At 34.9% G+C, this 17118-nt stretch carries 14 protein-coding genes; 10 read left to right on the top strand and 4 right to left on the bottom strand.

Going from position 1 to position 17118, the window contains the following annotated elements:
- Window positions 1-26: 26 nt before the first annotated feature.
- From istB to KOLE_RS11385, 4 genes are all read right to left on the bottom strand, one after another.
- Entirely contained in the window at window positions 27-749 is a 723-nt protein-coding gene (gene istB, locus KOLE_RS06520) for an IS21-like element ISKol3 family helper ATPase IstB (protein WP_015868643.1), read from the bottom strand.
- A complete protein-coding gene (istA, locus tag KOLE_RS06515) occupies window positions 746-2221 on the bottom strand; it encodes an IS21 family transposase (RefSeq protein WP_015868642.1) in 1476 nt (491 codons plus the stop codon). The genes istB and istA overlap by 4 nt, the downstream gene beginning before the upstream one ends.
- Before the next feature lie 223 nt (window positions 2222-2444).
- Window positions 2445-2708 (bottom strand): hypothetical protein, encoded by a 264-nt coding sequence (locus KOLE_RS06510; RefSeq protein WP_015868641.1) that lies wholly within the window; start codon window positions 2706-2708, stop codon window positions 2445-2447.
- A 2-nt stretch (window positions 2709-2710) separates the two neighbouring features.
- Window positions 2711-2977 carry a DUF3467 domain-containing protein gene (locus KOLE_RS11385; RefSeq protein ID WP_015868640.1) on the bottom strand — a complete coding sequence of 89 codons (267 nt, stop codon included), beginning with the start codon at window positions 2975-2977 and terminating at the stop codon, window positions 2711-2713.
- Between the two features lie 884 nt (window positions 2978-3861).
- Here KOLE_RS11385 and KOLE_RS06500 point away from each other — a divergent pair.
- The 10 genes from KOLE_RS06500 (at window position 3862) to KOLE_RS11500 (ending at window position 16754) form a co-directional block, all read left to right on the top strand.
- On the top strand, window positions 3862-5148 hold the full coding sequence (locus KOLE_RS06500; RefSeq protein WP_015868639.1) for an exopolysaccharide biosynthesis polyprenyl glycosylphosphotransferase: 1287 nt from the start codon (window positions 3862-3864) through the stop codon (window positions 5146-5148).
- Window positions 5149-5505: 357 nt separating this feature from the next.
- On the top strand, window positions 5506-6594 hold the full coding sequence (locus KOLE_RS06495; protein WP_015868638.1) for a glycosyltransferase family 4 protein: 1089 nt from the start codon (window positions 5506-5508) through the stop codon (window positions 6592-6594).
- A 437-nt stretch (window positions 6595-7031) separates the two neighbouring features.
- On the top strand, window positions 7032-8117 hold the full coding sequence (locus KOLE_RS06485; protein ID WP_015868637.1) for a glycosyltransferase family protein: 1086 nt from the start codon (window positions 7032-7034) through the stop codon (window positions 8115-8117).
- Window positions 8118-8707: 590 nt separating this feature from the next.
- A complete protein-coding gene (locus KOLE_RS11505; protein WP_158303013.1) occupies window positions 8708-9424 on the top strand; it encodes a hypothetical protein in 717 nt (238 codons plus the stop codon).
- Entirely contained in the window at window positions 9381-10826 is a 1446-nt protein-coding gene (locus tag KOLE_RS06475; RefSeq protein WP_015868635.1) for a hypothetical protein, read from the top strand. Before KOLE_RS11505 ends, KOLE_RS06475 begins: the two co-directional genes overlap by 44 nt.
- Before the next feature lie 1005 nt (window positions 10827-11831).
- Window positions 11832-13541 (top strand): asparagine synthetase B family protein, encoded by a 1710-nt coding sequence (locus tag KOLE_RS06470; protein ID WP_015868634.1) that lies wholly within the window; start codon window positions 11832-11834, stop codon window positions 13539-13541.
- 317 nt (window positions 13542-13858) lie between these two features.
- Complete coding sequence (locus KOLE_RS06465) at window positions 13859-15316, top strand: oligosaccharide flippase family protein (RefSeq protein WP_015868633.1); 1458 nt, start codon at window positions 13859-13861, stop codon at window positions 15314-15316.
- Window positions 15317-15437: 121 nt separating this feature from the next.
- The gene (locus KOLE_RS06460; protein ID WP_237697517.1) at window positions 15438-15869 is read left to right on the top strand and encodes a transposase family protein; all 432 of its coding nucleotides are present in this window, start codon (window positions 15438-15440) and stop codon (window positions 15867-15869) included.
- 61 nt (window positions 15870-15930) lie between these two features.
- Entirely contained in the window at window positions 15931-16389 is a 459-nt protein-coding gene (locus tag KOLE_RS06455; RefSeq protein WP_041288691.1) for a transposase, read from the top strand.
- Window positions 16386-16754, top strand: a complete 369-nt coding sequence (locus KOLE_RS11500) for a hypothetical protein (RefSeq protein ID WP_041288690.1) — start codon at window positions 16386-16388, stop codon at window positions 16752-16754. The genes KOLE_RS06455 and KOLE_RS11500 overlap by 4 nt, the downstream gene beginning before the upstream one ends.
- Window positions 16755-17118: the final 364 nt, after the last annotated feature.

Below are 17118 nucleotides of genomic sequence, written 5' to 3'. Positions count from 1 at the left end.
AAAAGCCAGCACCCGGGGTAAAAAAACTAAGCCTTAATGCTCGAATGTTCCAATCGGTAACTCCTGCCTGTAAATACCAGTAAATGACAATGGTGAATTAATCTGTCTATTATGGCACTGGTGAGTTTGTCGTCGTAGAATATCCCGTTCCATTTACTGAATTCAAGGTTCGTTGTGATTATTACACTGTTCCTTTCGTATCTTTCTGCAATCACTTGAAATAAGAGTTGTGCTCCTTCTCTGTCTAGAGGTATGTAACCCCATTCGTCGCATATGAGCAAATCTGTCTTTCTGAGTGTCTTCAAGAATCTTTTCAATGTTCCATTGTTTTTCGCTTCCACAAGTTCGTTTACCAGTGTAGCTGTTCTGTAAAACCTAACTTTCTTTTCCCGGTTACAGGCTACGATGCCTATCGCTGTTGCCATATGTGTTTTACCTGTTCCTACAGGACCATACAGTATTAGGTTTTCTTTCTTTTCCAAAAACCTCCCTTCTTGTAGTTCTTCCAATGTTATACTCTGGGGTATCTGTACGTTGTCAAAACTGTAGTCTTCGAAGGTTTTCATTACCTCAAAGTTAGCTTGTTTTAGGTAACGGTTTTTACGTGATACCCGTCTGTTTTCAATCTCCAGCTTTAGTAGTTTCAGAAGGAATTCTTCGTTGGTTTCTGCCTGTATCCTTTGGTAGTTTTCCACTATGCTTTTCCCCAATCTCAGTTCTTTGCAGTATTGAGCGATGATTTCTTTCATTTCCTTTCACCCACCAGGGAATCGTATTCCTTGAAATCGGTTGTGTATGTCTGTAATCTCGGTACTTCCTTCCCTGTTTCAAAGGGCGATGGTTCTTCCTGGATCAACCGTCGGTACGATAGGAATATGGTCTCAGCATTGCAGCGTTCGCTCTTGCGGCTTATCTCCAGTGCATGTCTCGCGGTTTCCATATCTGTTTCGCGCAGCATTTTGACCAACAACTTCAGGCTGGTTTTCTTTTCCTGGTAATCACAGGATTCGAAGTATTCTTGCCAAATAGGAGGCAATTCCCTGTAAAATCCTGTGTATTTTAACGCACCTGGCCTTTTGCTCAAGGTCTCAAGGTATGGATACCAATTCAGAGATTGGAGGTTGTGTCCGTACAATCTTGGGTGTTTTACGAGTACTTTGTAGTCTTCATCCAGTATCTCTATCTCCGACGCCCCTATCTTCAACCACACTTCTATTTCCGCACATTTTGGAGATACAGAGTATCTGTTGTTTTCAAAACGAAGCATCCCATACTTGTCTGTCTTCACCTTCTGTAACCTGGAAATATCCAAAGGCTTTTCGTTTAGTGGCAGCATCTTTTTCTTTTCTTCTAAAAATAGTTCTTTAATGCTCTTCCCCTTTCGGTAATGGGGTCTTTCCATATCTTTCTCCGAGAGGGTTAAGAGTTTTTTGTTGTAGTCCTCAAGGTTTTCTATCCTGGGTATGGGAACAAAGAAGTTTCGCCTGTTATATCCAACCTTGTTCTCCACATTGCCTTTTTCATTGCCCCGACCAGGATTACAAAACACCGCCTCAAATCCATAATGAAGGCAAAATCTGTAAAACTTCTCCGTTACTTCCCTTTCCCCTCCATCCAGGATTTTTTTCACCACGGGAGATAGGTTGTCGAACCATATACGCCTGGGAACCTTTCCCATATGTTCGAATATGTTCTTTAACCCCTCGAGCAAACATTCAAGGTTCTCCCCTCTAAATAATTGAAAATATCCTCCGTTGCTGTATGGAAAGGAAAGGTTTAGATAATGCAACGTCGTTTCTTTACCCTTTTCAATGAACTGAGCATGACCGAAATCCGCTTGTGCCTCACCACCAGGATGGTCAAGAGGTATATAACCTTCGTTGGAATATAATTCCTTCTTTTTCCTCCTCACATATGCCCTCACGGTACGTTCACTGAGGGGGAAATCTGGATATTCCTCACACAATCTCCTGTAAATCCTTCTGGCAGTGTGTCGCTGTTTCGCTTTGACTCTTTTGTCTTCTTCCAGCCATTCATCTATTTTGGGCTTGTACGGTTCGAGCTTGGAAGTCTTCTTTCTGCGTTGAACATACTCGTTGAAATCGTCCATTTCGTCATATTTCTTCACCGTTCTGAAGTCATGACCCGTCTCGTTGGCTATGCTTCTCAATGACTTCCCTTTAAATTCTCGCAGATATTTGATATGATGTACCTGGATCATTGTCAGCACTCCTTTCTAACCCCCTTTAACTGTTTGCTGTGCAATTAAAGGGTAATGGATTTCCCCGGTGCTGGCAATGATCTTTTCTTTTTCCCTACCGCTGGATTTTTATCCTGCCACTCGCTGTATCTTTATTTTGCCATACACATTCTATGAAGTAAATAAAAGGGGAAGTATCAATACCTATTCTTGTTACTTTTTCAAACACATTCTCCAAACTGACTCATTCACTTTCTTTCCATTCTTCTCTTAGCTCTCGAACATACTCATCTGCGTTGATACCTTCCCATACATGCTTTCCAAGCCCACGTAATTGAAGCAACTCGCGCTTTTGCTTTGAAGATTTCACATATTGAATACCAACAACTTGTTGTGTATTACTTGAAGAAATGGCCTTAGAATATCCCTTCGTAGATACAGACAAATAATACATGGAAGTCGTTATATCATTCTTATGAAGCCATTTATGCAAAGCCTCAGGTCTCATAATTATTCCTCCTTAGGCAATTTTATTTCACCGAATCTTTTCTCGTATTCATCAAGCTGCTGTTTAAGAATCTTATAAAGCACCTTAGCATGTTGTGGACTTAGAAAAACTCGCGTGACATTGCTAATCGTCAGTTTATTCTGTTCCGATTTCAAATCTTCTACTAATCCAAATCTCAATGTGAAATCAAAAAACGATGAAGATATATGGACAAAATTAGAATAACGATCCAATACCTCACCCTGGATATCAAATTCCTTTTCAGCCATTAAAAATCCACCCTCTTTCAATAAATCCATCTTACTACAAGGATTATAAACTATGATTCCAGAGAATTCCAAAGAAACCCTTTTCGAAAAGGCAAACACCACATAACTATACAAAATAACATGCCAACCAAAACCAAAATCCAATCTCGATCTTTATTACCTAATCTCTGCTCTCTGATTCTCGGTTTTTGATCTTTATCCAAACCCTAGTCTCCAACATCTAATCTCTCTTCGGTTACCAAAACTTGATCTTTACGTACAACCCACAACCTACAACCAACAACGAATTTCATCAGCGTCTGCAAGCCTCAGCCTCGCAAGCGTCAGATTTTTTCCAACTCCGAAGGAGTTCGTGACACCGGAGTAGCCGGTCACGGCAATCCCAAAGGGATTCCTTCGCTGCGAAGCAGCTTTCTCCAATCTCTAACATCCATAGAAAACTATTGATTGTAGTGTTTGATAGTATATAATAATAGAAAGGTTGCAATTGGGAATTTGAATATAGGTCGTTAGTTTGTTAAGTGAACTATATCAACATGCGTCGTAATAATGATATTATCATTGTGGAAATAAAAACGAAATATAAATTCTGTAAAGTTAACATGTACTACATAAAAGAAATAATGATATAACAAACATTAACAGCTGATAATTGGCTATAATGTCCGATAATTAAGTATAAAGTTTTTAAGGAAAGAATGTCTAAGAGTAATAAGATGCTTGCAGTGGTAAGCCCAACACGCCATACAACTATAAGGTGAAAGTTCCAAATATTGGGGACAGAACAAGTATTAACTGAGGGTAAAGACGTCACTGGTAACGGTAAACCAGAGCAAATATTTAAATAGCAAGCTTTTTATTAATTTATTATCGGAGGGGGCTATTTGAAAAGATTACGCGAAGTGAAATATTCGTTAGCATTGTTCTATTTTATAATTTTATACATCATTCAATCCCTGTTACTCGAGTGGGATATTTCTCTTTTTATCCAGGCGACAATCTTAAACATTTCACTTCTCTTAGGCATCTACGCATTCCGGGGCTTTGATAATTTCAACATTCAATCATTAAATTCTAGTCTTGTCTCTTATTCTATAGGCTCTCTTATAGGTGCTCTCTTCTCTTTGATGATCGTAGCTTTTTTCAAAGCAAAACTTCCAAAAGAGGTGTTCATAACAGCTCTTGCACTTTCAGGTGTGATATTTCCAATAATCTCTACATTCACAATAAGAAAAGTGCTTTCCATGATCCCTCCAAAACGCTATCTCGTTATTGGGAATGAGTCAGAGATAGGAGAAATCATCCGAGAAATCGAAAAAGCTTCTATGGAAAAAGTAAAAATCTATGGATATATGAATCCTTCTTCTGTTGCTCTTGAACAAGCTCTTTCACTAAGTCTCTTTGATAGCATCCTCGTAGCCGACCAAAAGCTCTCCAGATCTGTAGAATCCATTCTCGAAAAAGCAGATTCACAGGGTAAATCAGTGGAATTCCTTCCCTTAATAGTCGAACAAACCCTGAAAAGAATCCCCATTGAACTGATAGATAAGTTCAAGGAGTATTATGAAATTCAATTCAGTTCAGTAAAAGAAACCCCTTCAAAAAGAGTTTTAGACCTATTCATTTCAGTAATAGCTATGATTATTCTTTCCCCTGTATATTTGGTAATATATCTGGCAATACTTCTGGACGATGGACTACCAATCATTTTCAAACAAATGCGCGTAGGCTTGAATGGCAGTAATTTTATCATGCATAAATTCAGGTCAATGAAAAAAGATGCGGAATCAACCGGTGCTAAATATGCCACCCAACAGGAAAACAACGTCACAAGAATCGGAAAATTAATGAGACCAGTCAGATTGGATGAAATTCCCCAGTTTTATGATATATTGATAGGAAAGATGTCCTTCGTGGGTCCAAGGCCAGAACAACCTGAATTCGCCAAAGAATTGGCAGAAGCTTTACCCTACTATAACTACCGCAATAAATTAAAACCCGGACTTACCGGTTGGGCTCAGACGAATTACAAATACGCTGCAACGATAGAAGAACAGGCAAAGAAACTAAGCTATGACCTTTACTACATAAAAAACAGATCGTTACTGCTCGATCTTCTGATAATTCTTAGAACGTTTGAAACTGTGGTATTCAGGAAGGGAGCTAAGTAAACATAATATGATGAAAACAAAGGAGCTCTCATAATTCCAGTGGTAATGCTATCAAGATAATCTCAAGTAAAGATAGTAGACCCGTAAAAAAGGCACCTAAAATTCAAAAAAGTTGAGGTCATTAAAGAACTGCCACAAATAAATTTATGGGAATATTGTTAACAGTTTGAAAAATTAAAAAAGGAAAAATAGGAAAGAACAAACATACAAAAGCGCGTTTCAGAATTGAATATGATCGTTTGACCATTTTAACATGTAAAACATTTAAGCGGTAACACTTGTGATTTATTAACAAAAAAGCTCTCTTATTTTTTAAATCAGGAAATAATAGAGACTTAACTTAGAGGTGAAGATAATTTGAATTTAAGGATAGCTCTTATTAGCTTTTCGAATAATTATGATATGCAAAAATACCTTTATACGCTATATAATAATTTAAAAGAAAAAGCATTCACAATAACCATTGGTAGCACAAAATTAATTGATAATGTAGATATAGATAAACATAATTTTCTAATTGATGTTCCCAACAAGCCAGGAATTGAATTTAGAACTTTAAATTTTTCATCACTTAGCAGACTTATAAGAATAATAAAACTGCATAAAATCAACGTAGTTTATTATTTAAGTTCTCATATATGGAATATATTTTTGTATCCACATTTAAAAAGAAATAATATTAGTATTCTTCATAGCATTCATGATCCCATTCCTCATCCGAATGAGGGAAAGGGTTTGTTTATATACAATTATAATAGACTAATTTCTAAATATACAGACCTTATAATTCTTCACAGCAAAAACTTTAAGGATCTATTTTGTAGAAAATACAATTTTCCTGAAAAAAAAGTTAGCATTCTTAATCTTTGGCACCAATGGTTAGATTTTAATGAATTAAAAACCGACAATACATTGCTTTTTTTCGGACGAATCAATCCGTATAAAGGGGTTCTTACTTTTAAAAAAATTGCCCAAAAGGTCTCTAATAAAATCTTTATCGTTGGAAAAGTTCACAAGAAAATAAAACAAGAAGTCTATGAATTACCCAGGAATTTTAGTCATATAAAGTTAATTGATAGATATGTTTCAGAAAAAGAAATGAATACTTTTTTTGATAACGCAGGTTTAGTATTATTGCCTTATAAATCCGCAACACAATCTGGAGTTATAATTGAAGCTTATAGACATTCAAGACCAGTGGTAGCTTTTAATACGGGAGCTATAAATGAACAGATAATTGATAAGAAAACGGGGTTCTTAGTTCATGAAGGTGACGTAGATGGCTTTGTTTGTGCAATAGACTACTACAAAAAATTAGATTTTAGTGAAAAGGTAGCGATGTGCAGAAATGCATGGGAATTTGGAAAGTTGAAATATTCACCTTCTAAAGCAGCCGAAAATATAGTTAATATCTCACTGAAAATACTTAGTAAAAAGCTTGCATAATGAGTATCACTAAGAAAATAAATAAGAAAGGAAAAAATACATCAATAAAGGAATTTCTTAAGAAACCGCCAAAAAAGAAAGGGATATTTATTCGAACAATAAGTGTACATATAACCCGATATAAAAAACGCAGTGGAAAGAGCTTTTGGAAAAAAGGAAAGACTTTTCATAGCAGGAAGAAAACCTCACCTTTGATACAGGAAAAGTTCTAACCAGGTGAGAAAAAATGATATCGCTGAAATGAGAGTTAGACAAGGTCAGACTAAAGAAAAATCAAGATAGTAAGAAAGCTATTAATAAAATACGGAAAACAACTCTACAGCTTTTACTTTCCAGTAATATGTTCCTATAGGAATATTTTTTGTGCTACTCAAGAGTTTATGCTAAAAAATATCGATTTGATTAAAAGTAAATTATCTCAAACGGTAGGTGTATATATGAAACGAATTGCTGTATTATCTTGCCATCCGAGTTATGATTACAGAATAAAAAGACATATTGTATCCCTTTTGCATCTTGGTTATTATGTAACGTACTTCAACATATCTACTGAAAATACCCCAACTTTTATGGTAAATGATAATCGCTTTGAGTTTAAACACTACCACATCTCTGGAAAAAGAGATTATGGAAACATTTTTTCGACTTTTCGCACCATAAGTAAAAGCTTAAAAGGGTATGATTATTTCTTTGTTCAAGATCCTATATTGTTACCGCTCTTTTCCTTTAGAAGAAGCGTGAATGGCAAAATTGTCGTTGATATTCATGAGAAAATTGGAGGCACAATGTCAAAGATCGAATTCTTGTTTTTGAAATCGCTGCACCACAAATTAAGTAGATCATGTGTGACAGCTATTCGTGGACAAAAGTACTTAGAAAATAAATTTGATCATGTTTTTGTTTTTGATAATCTTCCTATGAAAGAAGACTTTGAGTTTAAAGATATGAATAAATCAGTCACTAGAAAAAAGACAGTAGTTTATGCAGGTATGATAACAGAAGAACATCGGTTTATGTTGAAGACACTCGATGTTTTCGAACTTCTACTTCAGTCTGGAGAATTTCAAACTATTTTAATAGGCAAAATTGCAAATCGACCAGGAAAAAATAGAATAAAGAAAAGGATAGAGGATTTGCAGAACAAATTTCCAGATGATCTGAAATTTTTAGGTTCTGTGGATCACAAAATAGTTGCCAAAATTATTTTACAAAGCGATTTTGGATTCAATTTGCTTGACTTTCCAGAATCAGAAATAATTTCTCCTAATAAAAATTATGAATATTTAATTGGCGGCTGTGTATTAGTTACTGATCACTCTCGTTTTTCAATAAAAATCCCAAAGGAGGTTATGCTCCTTGTTGGCAAGCGAGCAAGTCCCGAAGAAATTTATCAAAAAGTCTCTTCGATTGCAAAAAATGAAAGTAAACTAAGATATCTCCAAAATCTTTCAAGAAGTTATGTTTTAGAAAATAATTTGTATTGGGAGAACTATTTTGCTTATTACAGGAAAATTTTCTCCTAAAAATTTTATACAGACTTTTCTAAAGTCGGGTGAGCGTGATGAATCGGTTGTTTTCTGGAGTAAGGGACAATTTCAGTTTCTTTATTTATTCAATGATATATATATATTTATTCGGTGTTGGTTATTTAATGTCAACATTCATGAACTTTTTTTATGGATATCAAACTATTGGAAGAAATGAGACAGTTTATATTATGATAATTAATTATCTTCTGGCTGTTATTGCCTACAAAATTGCTCGTTCTGTTTTACCTAAACGCACTTACCCTATAGTATTGAATATAACGAGATTTAGTTATACAACTTCTTCACTGGCACTCCTTACAGTTGGTGTTATGCTTGTTTTCAATAGATTGTATCAGATGGGGTTCAAACCATTCTGGGTTTATGGTGGAGTCCCAATAACAGAATCTGGATTAGTTGGTGTAGGATTAACTGTTTTGTCAATTGCATCGGGTCTTGATTGTCTATACTTATTTTCTAGAAAATCTTCGAATAGTAAAATCTTTATCTTGTTGTTATTTATAGCAAAATTCTCAATTTTAGTACTTTTCGGAAGATCGCGAAGCTTGTTTTTGTGGTTAGGAATAATGTTTGTATATTTCCTTGTAATAATGGGTATTGGAAATCATCGTTTTAGAACCATACTCTTTATGTTTATAATTATAGCGTTTTTGTCTATGATGTTTTATCGGATATTGCTTATAAAAAGCAAAATAGATGATCCTGTTCTTATTTCCAGAATCACTCTCGCATCTTTAGCTCCCGAATTTCGAGATTTTTCGAATTTCATTAACAAATATGATCCGAATTCCAACACTGAAACAGGAAAAAGAATATTGGGAAATATGATCGCGACACTGCTTCCAGACGAAGTTTGGCAGTTTCTCGGTGTGAATAAATACGAAATCGGTTTATTCAATAGAGGGAGTCTGTTTCATTCAATTCTTTTTGGAAGTCAAAATAGCACGGTTGGTGTAAGAATAACATATTTCGGAGAGATGTACATTGTTAATGGGATCTATGGTATATTCCTTGGAACACTGATAATAAGTACATTACTAGGGCTCCTAAGCAAATATAACTATTCGCTATTTACATGGTTAATGACAATAAACCTTGCGATCTCCCAATTTAATGGTCTTAACGTCATTACTTTAAGGATCATTCCTATACTTATTGTTGTGTTAATCGCTGAATTTAATTGGGCTGTTGCTATTAAAGAGTTATACTATAAGTCTGGTCATACTCTAGGAGGTCAGAATGAACGATTATCAGCAATTGGTAGAGAAAGTGCTGGAGTTTGAAAAGAAAAATGAAGATGTACTTCTAGCAGAGAAAATTGAGGATAAACTTATTTACCCAATAATTCGCTGGAATCTTCTTAGTAGTATAATTTATTCATATTCTAAATTTGAAAAACCCTATTCTTCTTTAACTAATCAAAAACTCTGGAAACTGAATTTCGCTCAATCTTTAGTAATGGGCTGGACAGTACACAGTTACAGGATAAGGAAAATGAAATCTGATTTTCTTATATTTTCTATTTCAGGACTTCGTAGAAGAAAGGTTAATAACCTCTATTTTGATACGATATATGATAACCTTGCTTCACTATTTCCAAATGAACCGGTGATTTTGGAAGAAGGAACTTCAGGAGTTCACTACTCACCGGCTTTTTCAAAGAAAATTATTTACTTGGAACCTTTGAATTTACAGGCAAAGATTGCCATGTTGCAAATACCACGTTCTAAGAAAAAAATTGTAAAAACATTTGTTGATGAACTGGAACAAAGAATAATTCAAGAATTCCCACAAGTAATAATAAATAAAACAATATTAAGCAAGCAAATCATATATGGATTAGAATATTCACGTATAGTAATGCGTTTAGTTAACAAAATTCGTCCAAAGCTTGTTTTTGTTCATTGCGGGTCTTATGGTGGAAAGAATTCTATAATCATCAAAGAATGTAAAAACTTAGGCATTAAAGTAGCAGAATTCCAGCATGGCTGGGTAGGGAATAGTCATTTAGCATACAATTATGCAATCAACAATGAAATTTACAAGAATTACCTCCCAGATTACTTCCTAACTTTTGGTCAATACTGGAACGATTCTCTCAAAAGATATCCTAGTCAAAAGGTTGTGATCGGTAATCCTGATTTGGCACGTAGGTGGATTAAGTATAAAAATAAAAATATCACAACAAATCCAACTAGGAAAAAAATACTGGTTGTTTCACAAGGTATAGTCTCGAGCTTGATGGTTACTCTTGCGAAAAAACTGCGCAATTTACTTCCAGAGAAATATGAGATTATTTTTAAACTTCATCCAGGAGAAATTGCTTTTGAAGACAGATATCGATCATTGTACAATATCAGCGGAATTACGGTTGTGAAAGACGGCAGCATTTACGATTATATTGCCAACTCAATCGCAATTGTAGGCTTTAATTCTACGACTCTTTTTGAGGCATTGCCATTTGAAAAATCCATTTTTATTTACGATGATATTAGAAGCAGAGCTTATATTCCCGAAGGAATTGGAAAGTGGTTTAAGAGCGCTGAAGAACTCGCTGAACTTATTGTTTCTAAAGATAAACCTAAGAATAAAGTTGACTGGAAGTACTATTGGAAGATGGATTGGCAAGAGTCTTTTAGATCTTTTATTACTATGTTAAGTGGTAGACAACCAGAACGATTCTGATGTTCCTCAAGTTATGCATTTTGAACTAACAAAGAAATCAAAAGCACAACAAAAGAGCTGATTTCAACGATTTTCTTAGCAATCCAAAGATAGATTGAAAATGAGTTCTTCTAAGAAATCTCTAAGTCCTATCTAATCTTTGACAGAATGATAGAATCTCGCTGAAATGGAAAATTGAGAGCAATTACATAACTTAGCAAGTCTTTTGGCGTTTCGTTTTTGTGGTTTGCTATGAACAAGACAGAGGAATAATTGAGGACGAATCTCTCCTGTTCTTTGCGGTCGAAGCAGGCAGCCTTAATAATATTTGTTCGGGAGAATTTGTAATATATTCGTGCCGTTAATTTGAAGTGCATAACACGAATAAAAAGCAATGATCATGCTTTATTAGTGGTATTAAAATTAATATTATAGGATACCTCGAAAAAAGAGGGACTTCAAAGGTTTCAATGGTGGTACTATTGAAACAGTTCAAAACAAGAAAGGAGGCCCACGATACCGCAAAAGCTTGAAGAAAGAACATCGCGAAGGCTATTGAAATACTAGGGATAAGCTCTTGCCGATCGAATCTATCAACATAAGTGGCAGAGAGGGAAGAAAATTGCATTTTGACAAGAGCAGAATGAATTTCTTGGTGTTGCTTAAACTGAGTGGCACTTCTTATCGTGGTACAAAGGACTTTTTAGAATAGAACCCTGAATATATGGAACTATTGGAATTGAAAAACATACCGCAAAGTATTTAAAACGCTGGGGAGGATAGAAAGAACAATATCCTCGAAGATTACTTCAAACTAGAACATATCCGGTATATGAGAATGATGATACAGCAGTTGGTTTGACCATTTTGGCTTATAACTTTTGTGTTATTTTCAACATCTTAGATTAGATGGTTACCCCTCCACAGAAAAGTGGCTAATATCGTTGGTTATTACTGAGTCTCGAGACAACTTAATAAATTATCGAACATAACACGTTATCAAAAGAATAAGAAGAAGGTGATTTTGTGGATTTTGTAGTTAGCAACCAACCTTTCAAAGATAGTATTAAGTTTGGTTCAATTTACTACAAAGGGAACGCGAATTTAACTAAGAATCGACTCATCATATTAGATGGTGAATGTGTCGAATATACCACAGAACAACTTTTAGAAATTTCACCAAATGATTTTGCTGTTACTCCTGTTCGTGGTATTTTCATCTACATTGGTTACGATGCTTTACACAATGTCCTAGTTATAAAAAATGACAAACTTGGCAAGATTCCAACCTTCCTTTTCAAAAAAGGAAATCGTTTCATTCTAACAAATTGTCTCTGGGAAATTGTGCGAAATGTGGGTTATAGTGATATTGAAATCCTTCCTGACGTATTGAAGAAAACTCTTTTCTTTTTTTACAGCTTCGATGAAGAATCCACATTTTTTAAAAACATTACTACACTACCATACGCGACTATCATGAAAATTGACATAAATTCATTAGATTTTACTAAATCAAGATACTGGAATTACTCATATAATCCAGATTACACTCTAACGATTGATGAAGCTTTTCAACGCTTTGAATCTGATATGAATAAATTCTTTCATTTCATTAAAACAAGAAATCCAAACAAAGTTTTCGCATTCGGAAATAGCGGTGGATTGGATTCTAGATTAATTGCTGTTTATGCTAAGCAATATAATTTGCCAGTATTATCATTCATAATAGGAGAGGAAAGCCCCTTTGGGGGGTGGCTTTCAATTTCTCATAAAAATTCAATTATGATTGCAAAGCATCTTGGAATCTCAAATTACTTTGTGAATTATACAGATGGAAAATATCTTGGCCAAGCTCTTTTAGATCTTAGAAATAATCCCCTTGGGCCTTCACAAGTGTTTAAGAATCCAGTAACCCGTATTCCCAAATTTGATATATTACTCACTGGACATCCTGGCATATCTGTTGGCGGCATGGTCAAATATGATCACGATAGAATGAGTTATGAAGAACTACTAAACTACATGATGGACTACTTTACTATTTATAAGTGGCGATATTCAATATATCACAGGCGACCACGAAAATTACTCGAAAAATTTCTACCAAAAGGAAGAAACAAAAAAGACGAGCTAGGTATTCTGGATTTTTTATACGATATTAATGATATTACTGATTATAGAACTCATATTGCTAAATTCCTAGAAAGAAACCGTGAAGGTGGAAAATTTTTTTCAAGGCAGAAGTATGCTGCAACTATACTTGAGCGTTGGCAATACTGTGGTGGTTTTGAATCGTTATCAAGAACAAAGAAGACATATTACTTTTATTATCCCTTCGCATTTGACAATATATTAAAATGGCCTCCAAAATTCATAGTTAATAGGGTGATGTTACGAGAAATAATAAAAAGAAAAAATCCTATGTTAAGTCATTTACCAGAACAAGCTGGTAAATCAATTATAGCACGTTTTTTTAGAGGAACAGGGTTGGATTATTGGAAATGGACTCTTCACAGAGATTTTCAAAAATTCCTTCATGATGTTTTGAACAAAAAAAACGACTTATTTGACAGTATTTTCAATAAATCACTTATTTGGAGTTACCAAATCAACAAGACTCCCCTCGCTATCGAAATTCTTAAGTTAAAAATGCTAACTGACACAATTGTTGATGGTGTCGCTGATAGCTTAATAGAATTCAAAATCGGTAATATTGAAAACATATTAAAGTATTGAATTTCAAATTATACTGCTTTTCTTAAAACATCGAACATGTGGAAAAGATAGAAAACCTCAACACAAAATTTGAAAATGTGTTAAATTGGACTATAGTTGAGATTTAAAGGAAAAGTATACCTGTGACGCGTATTTGGATGATGTAAAAATGAAAATGGTTAACTAGGGTTACGCAAAAAGGCATATTCAAAGAAATTTGTTCGCTTTTTTGCGAATTGTTTCTATACTTTTATTACTATTATAATCACAAGGTTCTGCATCAGATTAAAATCAAAATATTTAAAAACCTCAAAAATCAAATTAGGAGAATAGGGTAGATGCATTTACTTAGTTATCTTAAGAAAGCAAAGGTACTCCTATACAGAAGTACCACTCTTAAATCTGGAATTTGGTATCTTATTAGCGAATTCCTTTTGAGAGGGATATCGTTTATTACAATCCCTATCTTTACGAGGCTTCTTTCAGTAGAAGAATACGGCATCATTTCAGTATATGCAAGTGTTGTTGGTATAATGAAGATTCTTACCGGAGCAAACTTACAAGCTGGAAACGGAACAGCTCTAATAGATTTTAAGGAACGGTATTTGCAATATCGTTCGTCGGTACTTTTTCTCTCATTGTTTTCTTTTGCGAGTATGTTTTTGTTTATCTTTTTCTTAATTGGTTGGCTTGCAAAAATTTCTCAGTTAAGCATTGATTTGCTTTTGCTTTCACTTATGGCTGGTTATGTTGGTTTTGTTTTATATTTTTGGGACAATGATTTGCGCTTTAGACAAAAATACAAGCAAAGGGCAATACTTAATATTACTAATGCTGGAATTCAAGCGGGTCTTTCTATAGTGTTAATAATACTGTTTTCACGAAGAAAATATTTAGGGCGAGTTTATGGTTCACTAATTCCTTCTTTTATAATCGCTGTGGTTATTTTCATTTTTGTTTTGAGTGCAGGTAGAAAAATGGTTTGGCCTAAAGCTTGGAAATACGCTCTTAAAATAGGCATACCATTAATACCAAGCAGTTTATCGGGCATAATTCTCGCTCAATTTGATAGGATCGCTATTCAATCGATAATTGGTTCAAAAGAAGCTGGTTTATACAGTTTTGCTTATAATATTGGGATGATTCTTTTAATTCTTCTAGTAGCTGCCAACTCTGCCTGGGTCCCATGGTTTTTTCGACAAAAAGCTGCTGGAAACTCCGAGCGAATAAAAAAAGCCTCTTATTTATTTACAATGCTTTTTTTAATTTCTACCATAGGCATTATGGCAATAGGTCCTGAACTTGCACTGTTTCTGGCTCCCTCTAATTTTCTTGCTTCAGTTCGAATTATACCGGTAATCATTCTTAGCTATTTCTTCCAATTCTTGTATACTCTTTACGTAAATTATGCGCTCTTTAAAAAGAAAACATTGATAATATCTATAGGTTCGTTGCTTGCAGGAGGTATAAATATTACGCTAAACATCTGGCTTATACCAGGTTACGGTTATGAAATTGCTGCTTGGACTACCGTGTTTTCCTATTTTTGTTTATTCCTATTCCACTGGTTTAGCTCTAGCATTCTTTTGAGAGAGAAAACGTTGGCACTTAATATTATGCTTCTTTTTGCATTAATCCCTTCTGCGATCTCTCTTGAACAATATGTCATGACAAATATATTCGAACCATTTAGTATTCCAGAAAGATTATGGCGTTTTGGGCCTTCATCTATTTGCATTTTGATTTTGCTATATTTTTCAATAGAAACTTATCGCAACTTTCAAGAAAGTCAATAAGTGTATGTGGTCAAATAAAATTGGTTCTTCCACGGATTTACTGATTAACCAATAAAAAAGAGTAGAATCGAAGCATGGACAAAAAACTATGACAAGACAGATGATATAAATGTAGGGATTGTTGAGAACACTGGATCCAGATTTGGTATTGGTAGAAGCTTTTACGGACGATAAAAAAATAGAACTCCATGCGAGAAAAGGGACTTCTGAAGAGGCTTGTCCATATTGTGGCAAGAAATCGAGGAATGTCCACTCCGTATATCGTAATACTATCTCCGATTTACCCGTTCAAGAAAAGCTACTGACAATCATACTGGAGCGGAGAGTCTTTTTTTGTAAGAATCCCGAATGTGACCATGCACGATTTCCAGAAACACTTCCTTTTACCACCAGGTATGGAAGAAGAACGATCAGGCTGGATGAAAAAATCAGAGAAATCGCATTAAATATGAGTGCTCGCAGTGCAAAGAAAGTTATTAACAAAGGGATAGCCAGGATTTCGGATGACACAATCTTACGGATATTAAAAAAACAAGTTAGTTGTAAACATTAGAGTCAAGAGAATCTGCAACGACGATTTTGCCATAAAGAAAGTCCGCACTTATGGGACAGTGATGGTCGATCGGGATACGTCACAGGTTGTAGATATCGTTGCCTTTCGAGATACGAAAGAAGTCACCGAATGGTTGAAAGGATATCCGGATATAGAAGTGGTATCACGTGATGGTTCGATTAGCTATGCAAAAGCCTTAGAAGAAGCATTCCCTCAGGTCATACAGGTTAGTGACCGATTTCGTTTAGTCAAGAATCTCACCGAAGAAGCCAAAGAATACATAAAGCGAACGATACCCAAAAGAATCAAAATAGCCGGTATAGAAGAAAAAAACCTTCCGACAGAGTTGACGGAGTTCAAATGTACCAGGCAGGAAATGCTGCAAAAGCGACGCGAAGAAGAGAAGAATAAAATCGTTAGAATGGTTAAAGACCTCTACAGGCAAGGGTACTTGTCCAGAAGAATATCTGGATTGCAAAAAATGCTATCTGGAAGTACATCAGATGTGAAGGTAGAATGACCCATGCGTCAAAAGGGATAAGTCGCAAGAGCAATCTTGACCCTTACAAGAGTACAATCATCGCTATGAGCCAGAACAGGAAAACTATAATGGAAATTTCAACTGTTCGCAAAGAAGGATATAGGGGCTCTTATTCAAACGTAAAGACATTCTTAGCCAAATACAACAAAGGATTGGGAAAAAGAAATAAGAATCAGACGGCGCCATCATTATTGAAGCGAAGATATTTGATTTTGCTGTTGTACAAGGACATTTCAAAACTCAAAGAAAGTGAACAGAAAAAAGTACGAATCTATATTGAGGGTAACGGAGGTTTGCAGAAGGTCTATTCAACGGTAAAAGAATTTAGACGAATCCTGGCTTAAAAAGATGACAACAATCTTGAAAAATGGATTGAAACAACGAAGACATATTCAATTTCGGAACTCAATCACCTTGTCCACGGGATTGAAAGAGACCTAGCAACTGTCAAAAATGCTGTGAAACTGAATGAAAGTAATGGACTAGCTGAAGGAATAATAAGATAAAGGTAATTAAAAGAATTATGTATGGCAGATGTCCCTTTGAACTGCTTAGATTGAAGGTTCTCATGCTTTAGTTCATAACTTTTGCGGAAGAACCAATAAGCTGTTGACTTTATGCAAATAAGGAAAGGTGGTGTGAATTTGTCAAAATTCATACTTAGATTAGACACTCACAAAAGAAATTTCACTGATGGTATGTGCGTTA

This window comes from Kosmotoga olearia TBF 19.5.1, from assembly GCF_000023325.1.
In the GTDB taxonomy this organism is placed as follows: domain Bacteria; phylum Thermotogota; class Thermotogae; order Petrotogales; family Kosmotogaceae; genus Kosmotoga; species Kosmotoga olearia.
This window is presented reverse-complemented; position numbering and strand designations above follow the sequence as displayed.

Excerpts from the sequence above, each read along its gene's own strand:
- KOLE_RS06485 (WP_015868637.1), top strand. The coding sequence starts at position 7,032 with ATGAAACGAATTGCTGTATTATCTTGCCATCCGAGTTATGATTACAGA.
- istA (WP_015868642.1), bottom strand. The coding sequence starts at position 2,221 with ATGATCCAGGTACATCATATCAAATATCTGCGAGAATTTAAAGGGAAG.
- istB (WP_015868643.1), bottom strand. The coding sequence starts at position 749 with ATGAAAGAAATCATCGCTCAATACTGCAAAGAACTGAGATTGGGGAAA.
- KOLE_RS06455 (WP_041288691.1), top strand. The coding sequence starts at position 15,931 with ATGGTCGATCGGGATACGTCACAGGTTGTAGATATCGTTGCCTTTCGA.
- KOLE_RS06510 (WP_015868641.1), bottom strand. The coding sequence starts at position 2,708 with ATGAGACCTGAGGCTTTGCATAAATGGCTTCATAAGAATGATATAACG.
- KOLE_RS06465 (WP_015868633.1), top strand. The coding sequence starts at position 13,859 with ATGCATTTACTTAGTTATCTTAAGAAAGCAAAGGTACTCCTATACAGA.
- KOLE_RS11500 (WP_041288690.1), top strand. The coding sequence starts at position 16,386 with ATGACCCATGCGTCAAAAGGGATAAGTCGCAAGAGCAATCTTGACCCT.
- KOLE_RS11385 (WP_015868640.1), bottom strand. The coding sequence starts at position 2,977 with ATGGCTGAAAAGGAATTTGATATCCAGGGTGAGGTATTGGATCGTTAT.
- KOLE_RS06475 (WP_015868635.1), top strand. The coding sequence starts at position 9,381 with ATGAACGATTATCAGCAATTGGTAGAGAAAGTGCTGGAGTTTGAAAAG.
- KOLE_RS11505 (WP_158303013.1), top strand. The coding sequence starts at position 8,708 with ATGTTTGTATATTTCCTTGTAATAATGGGTATTGGAAATCATCGTTTT.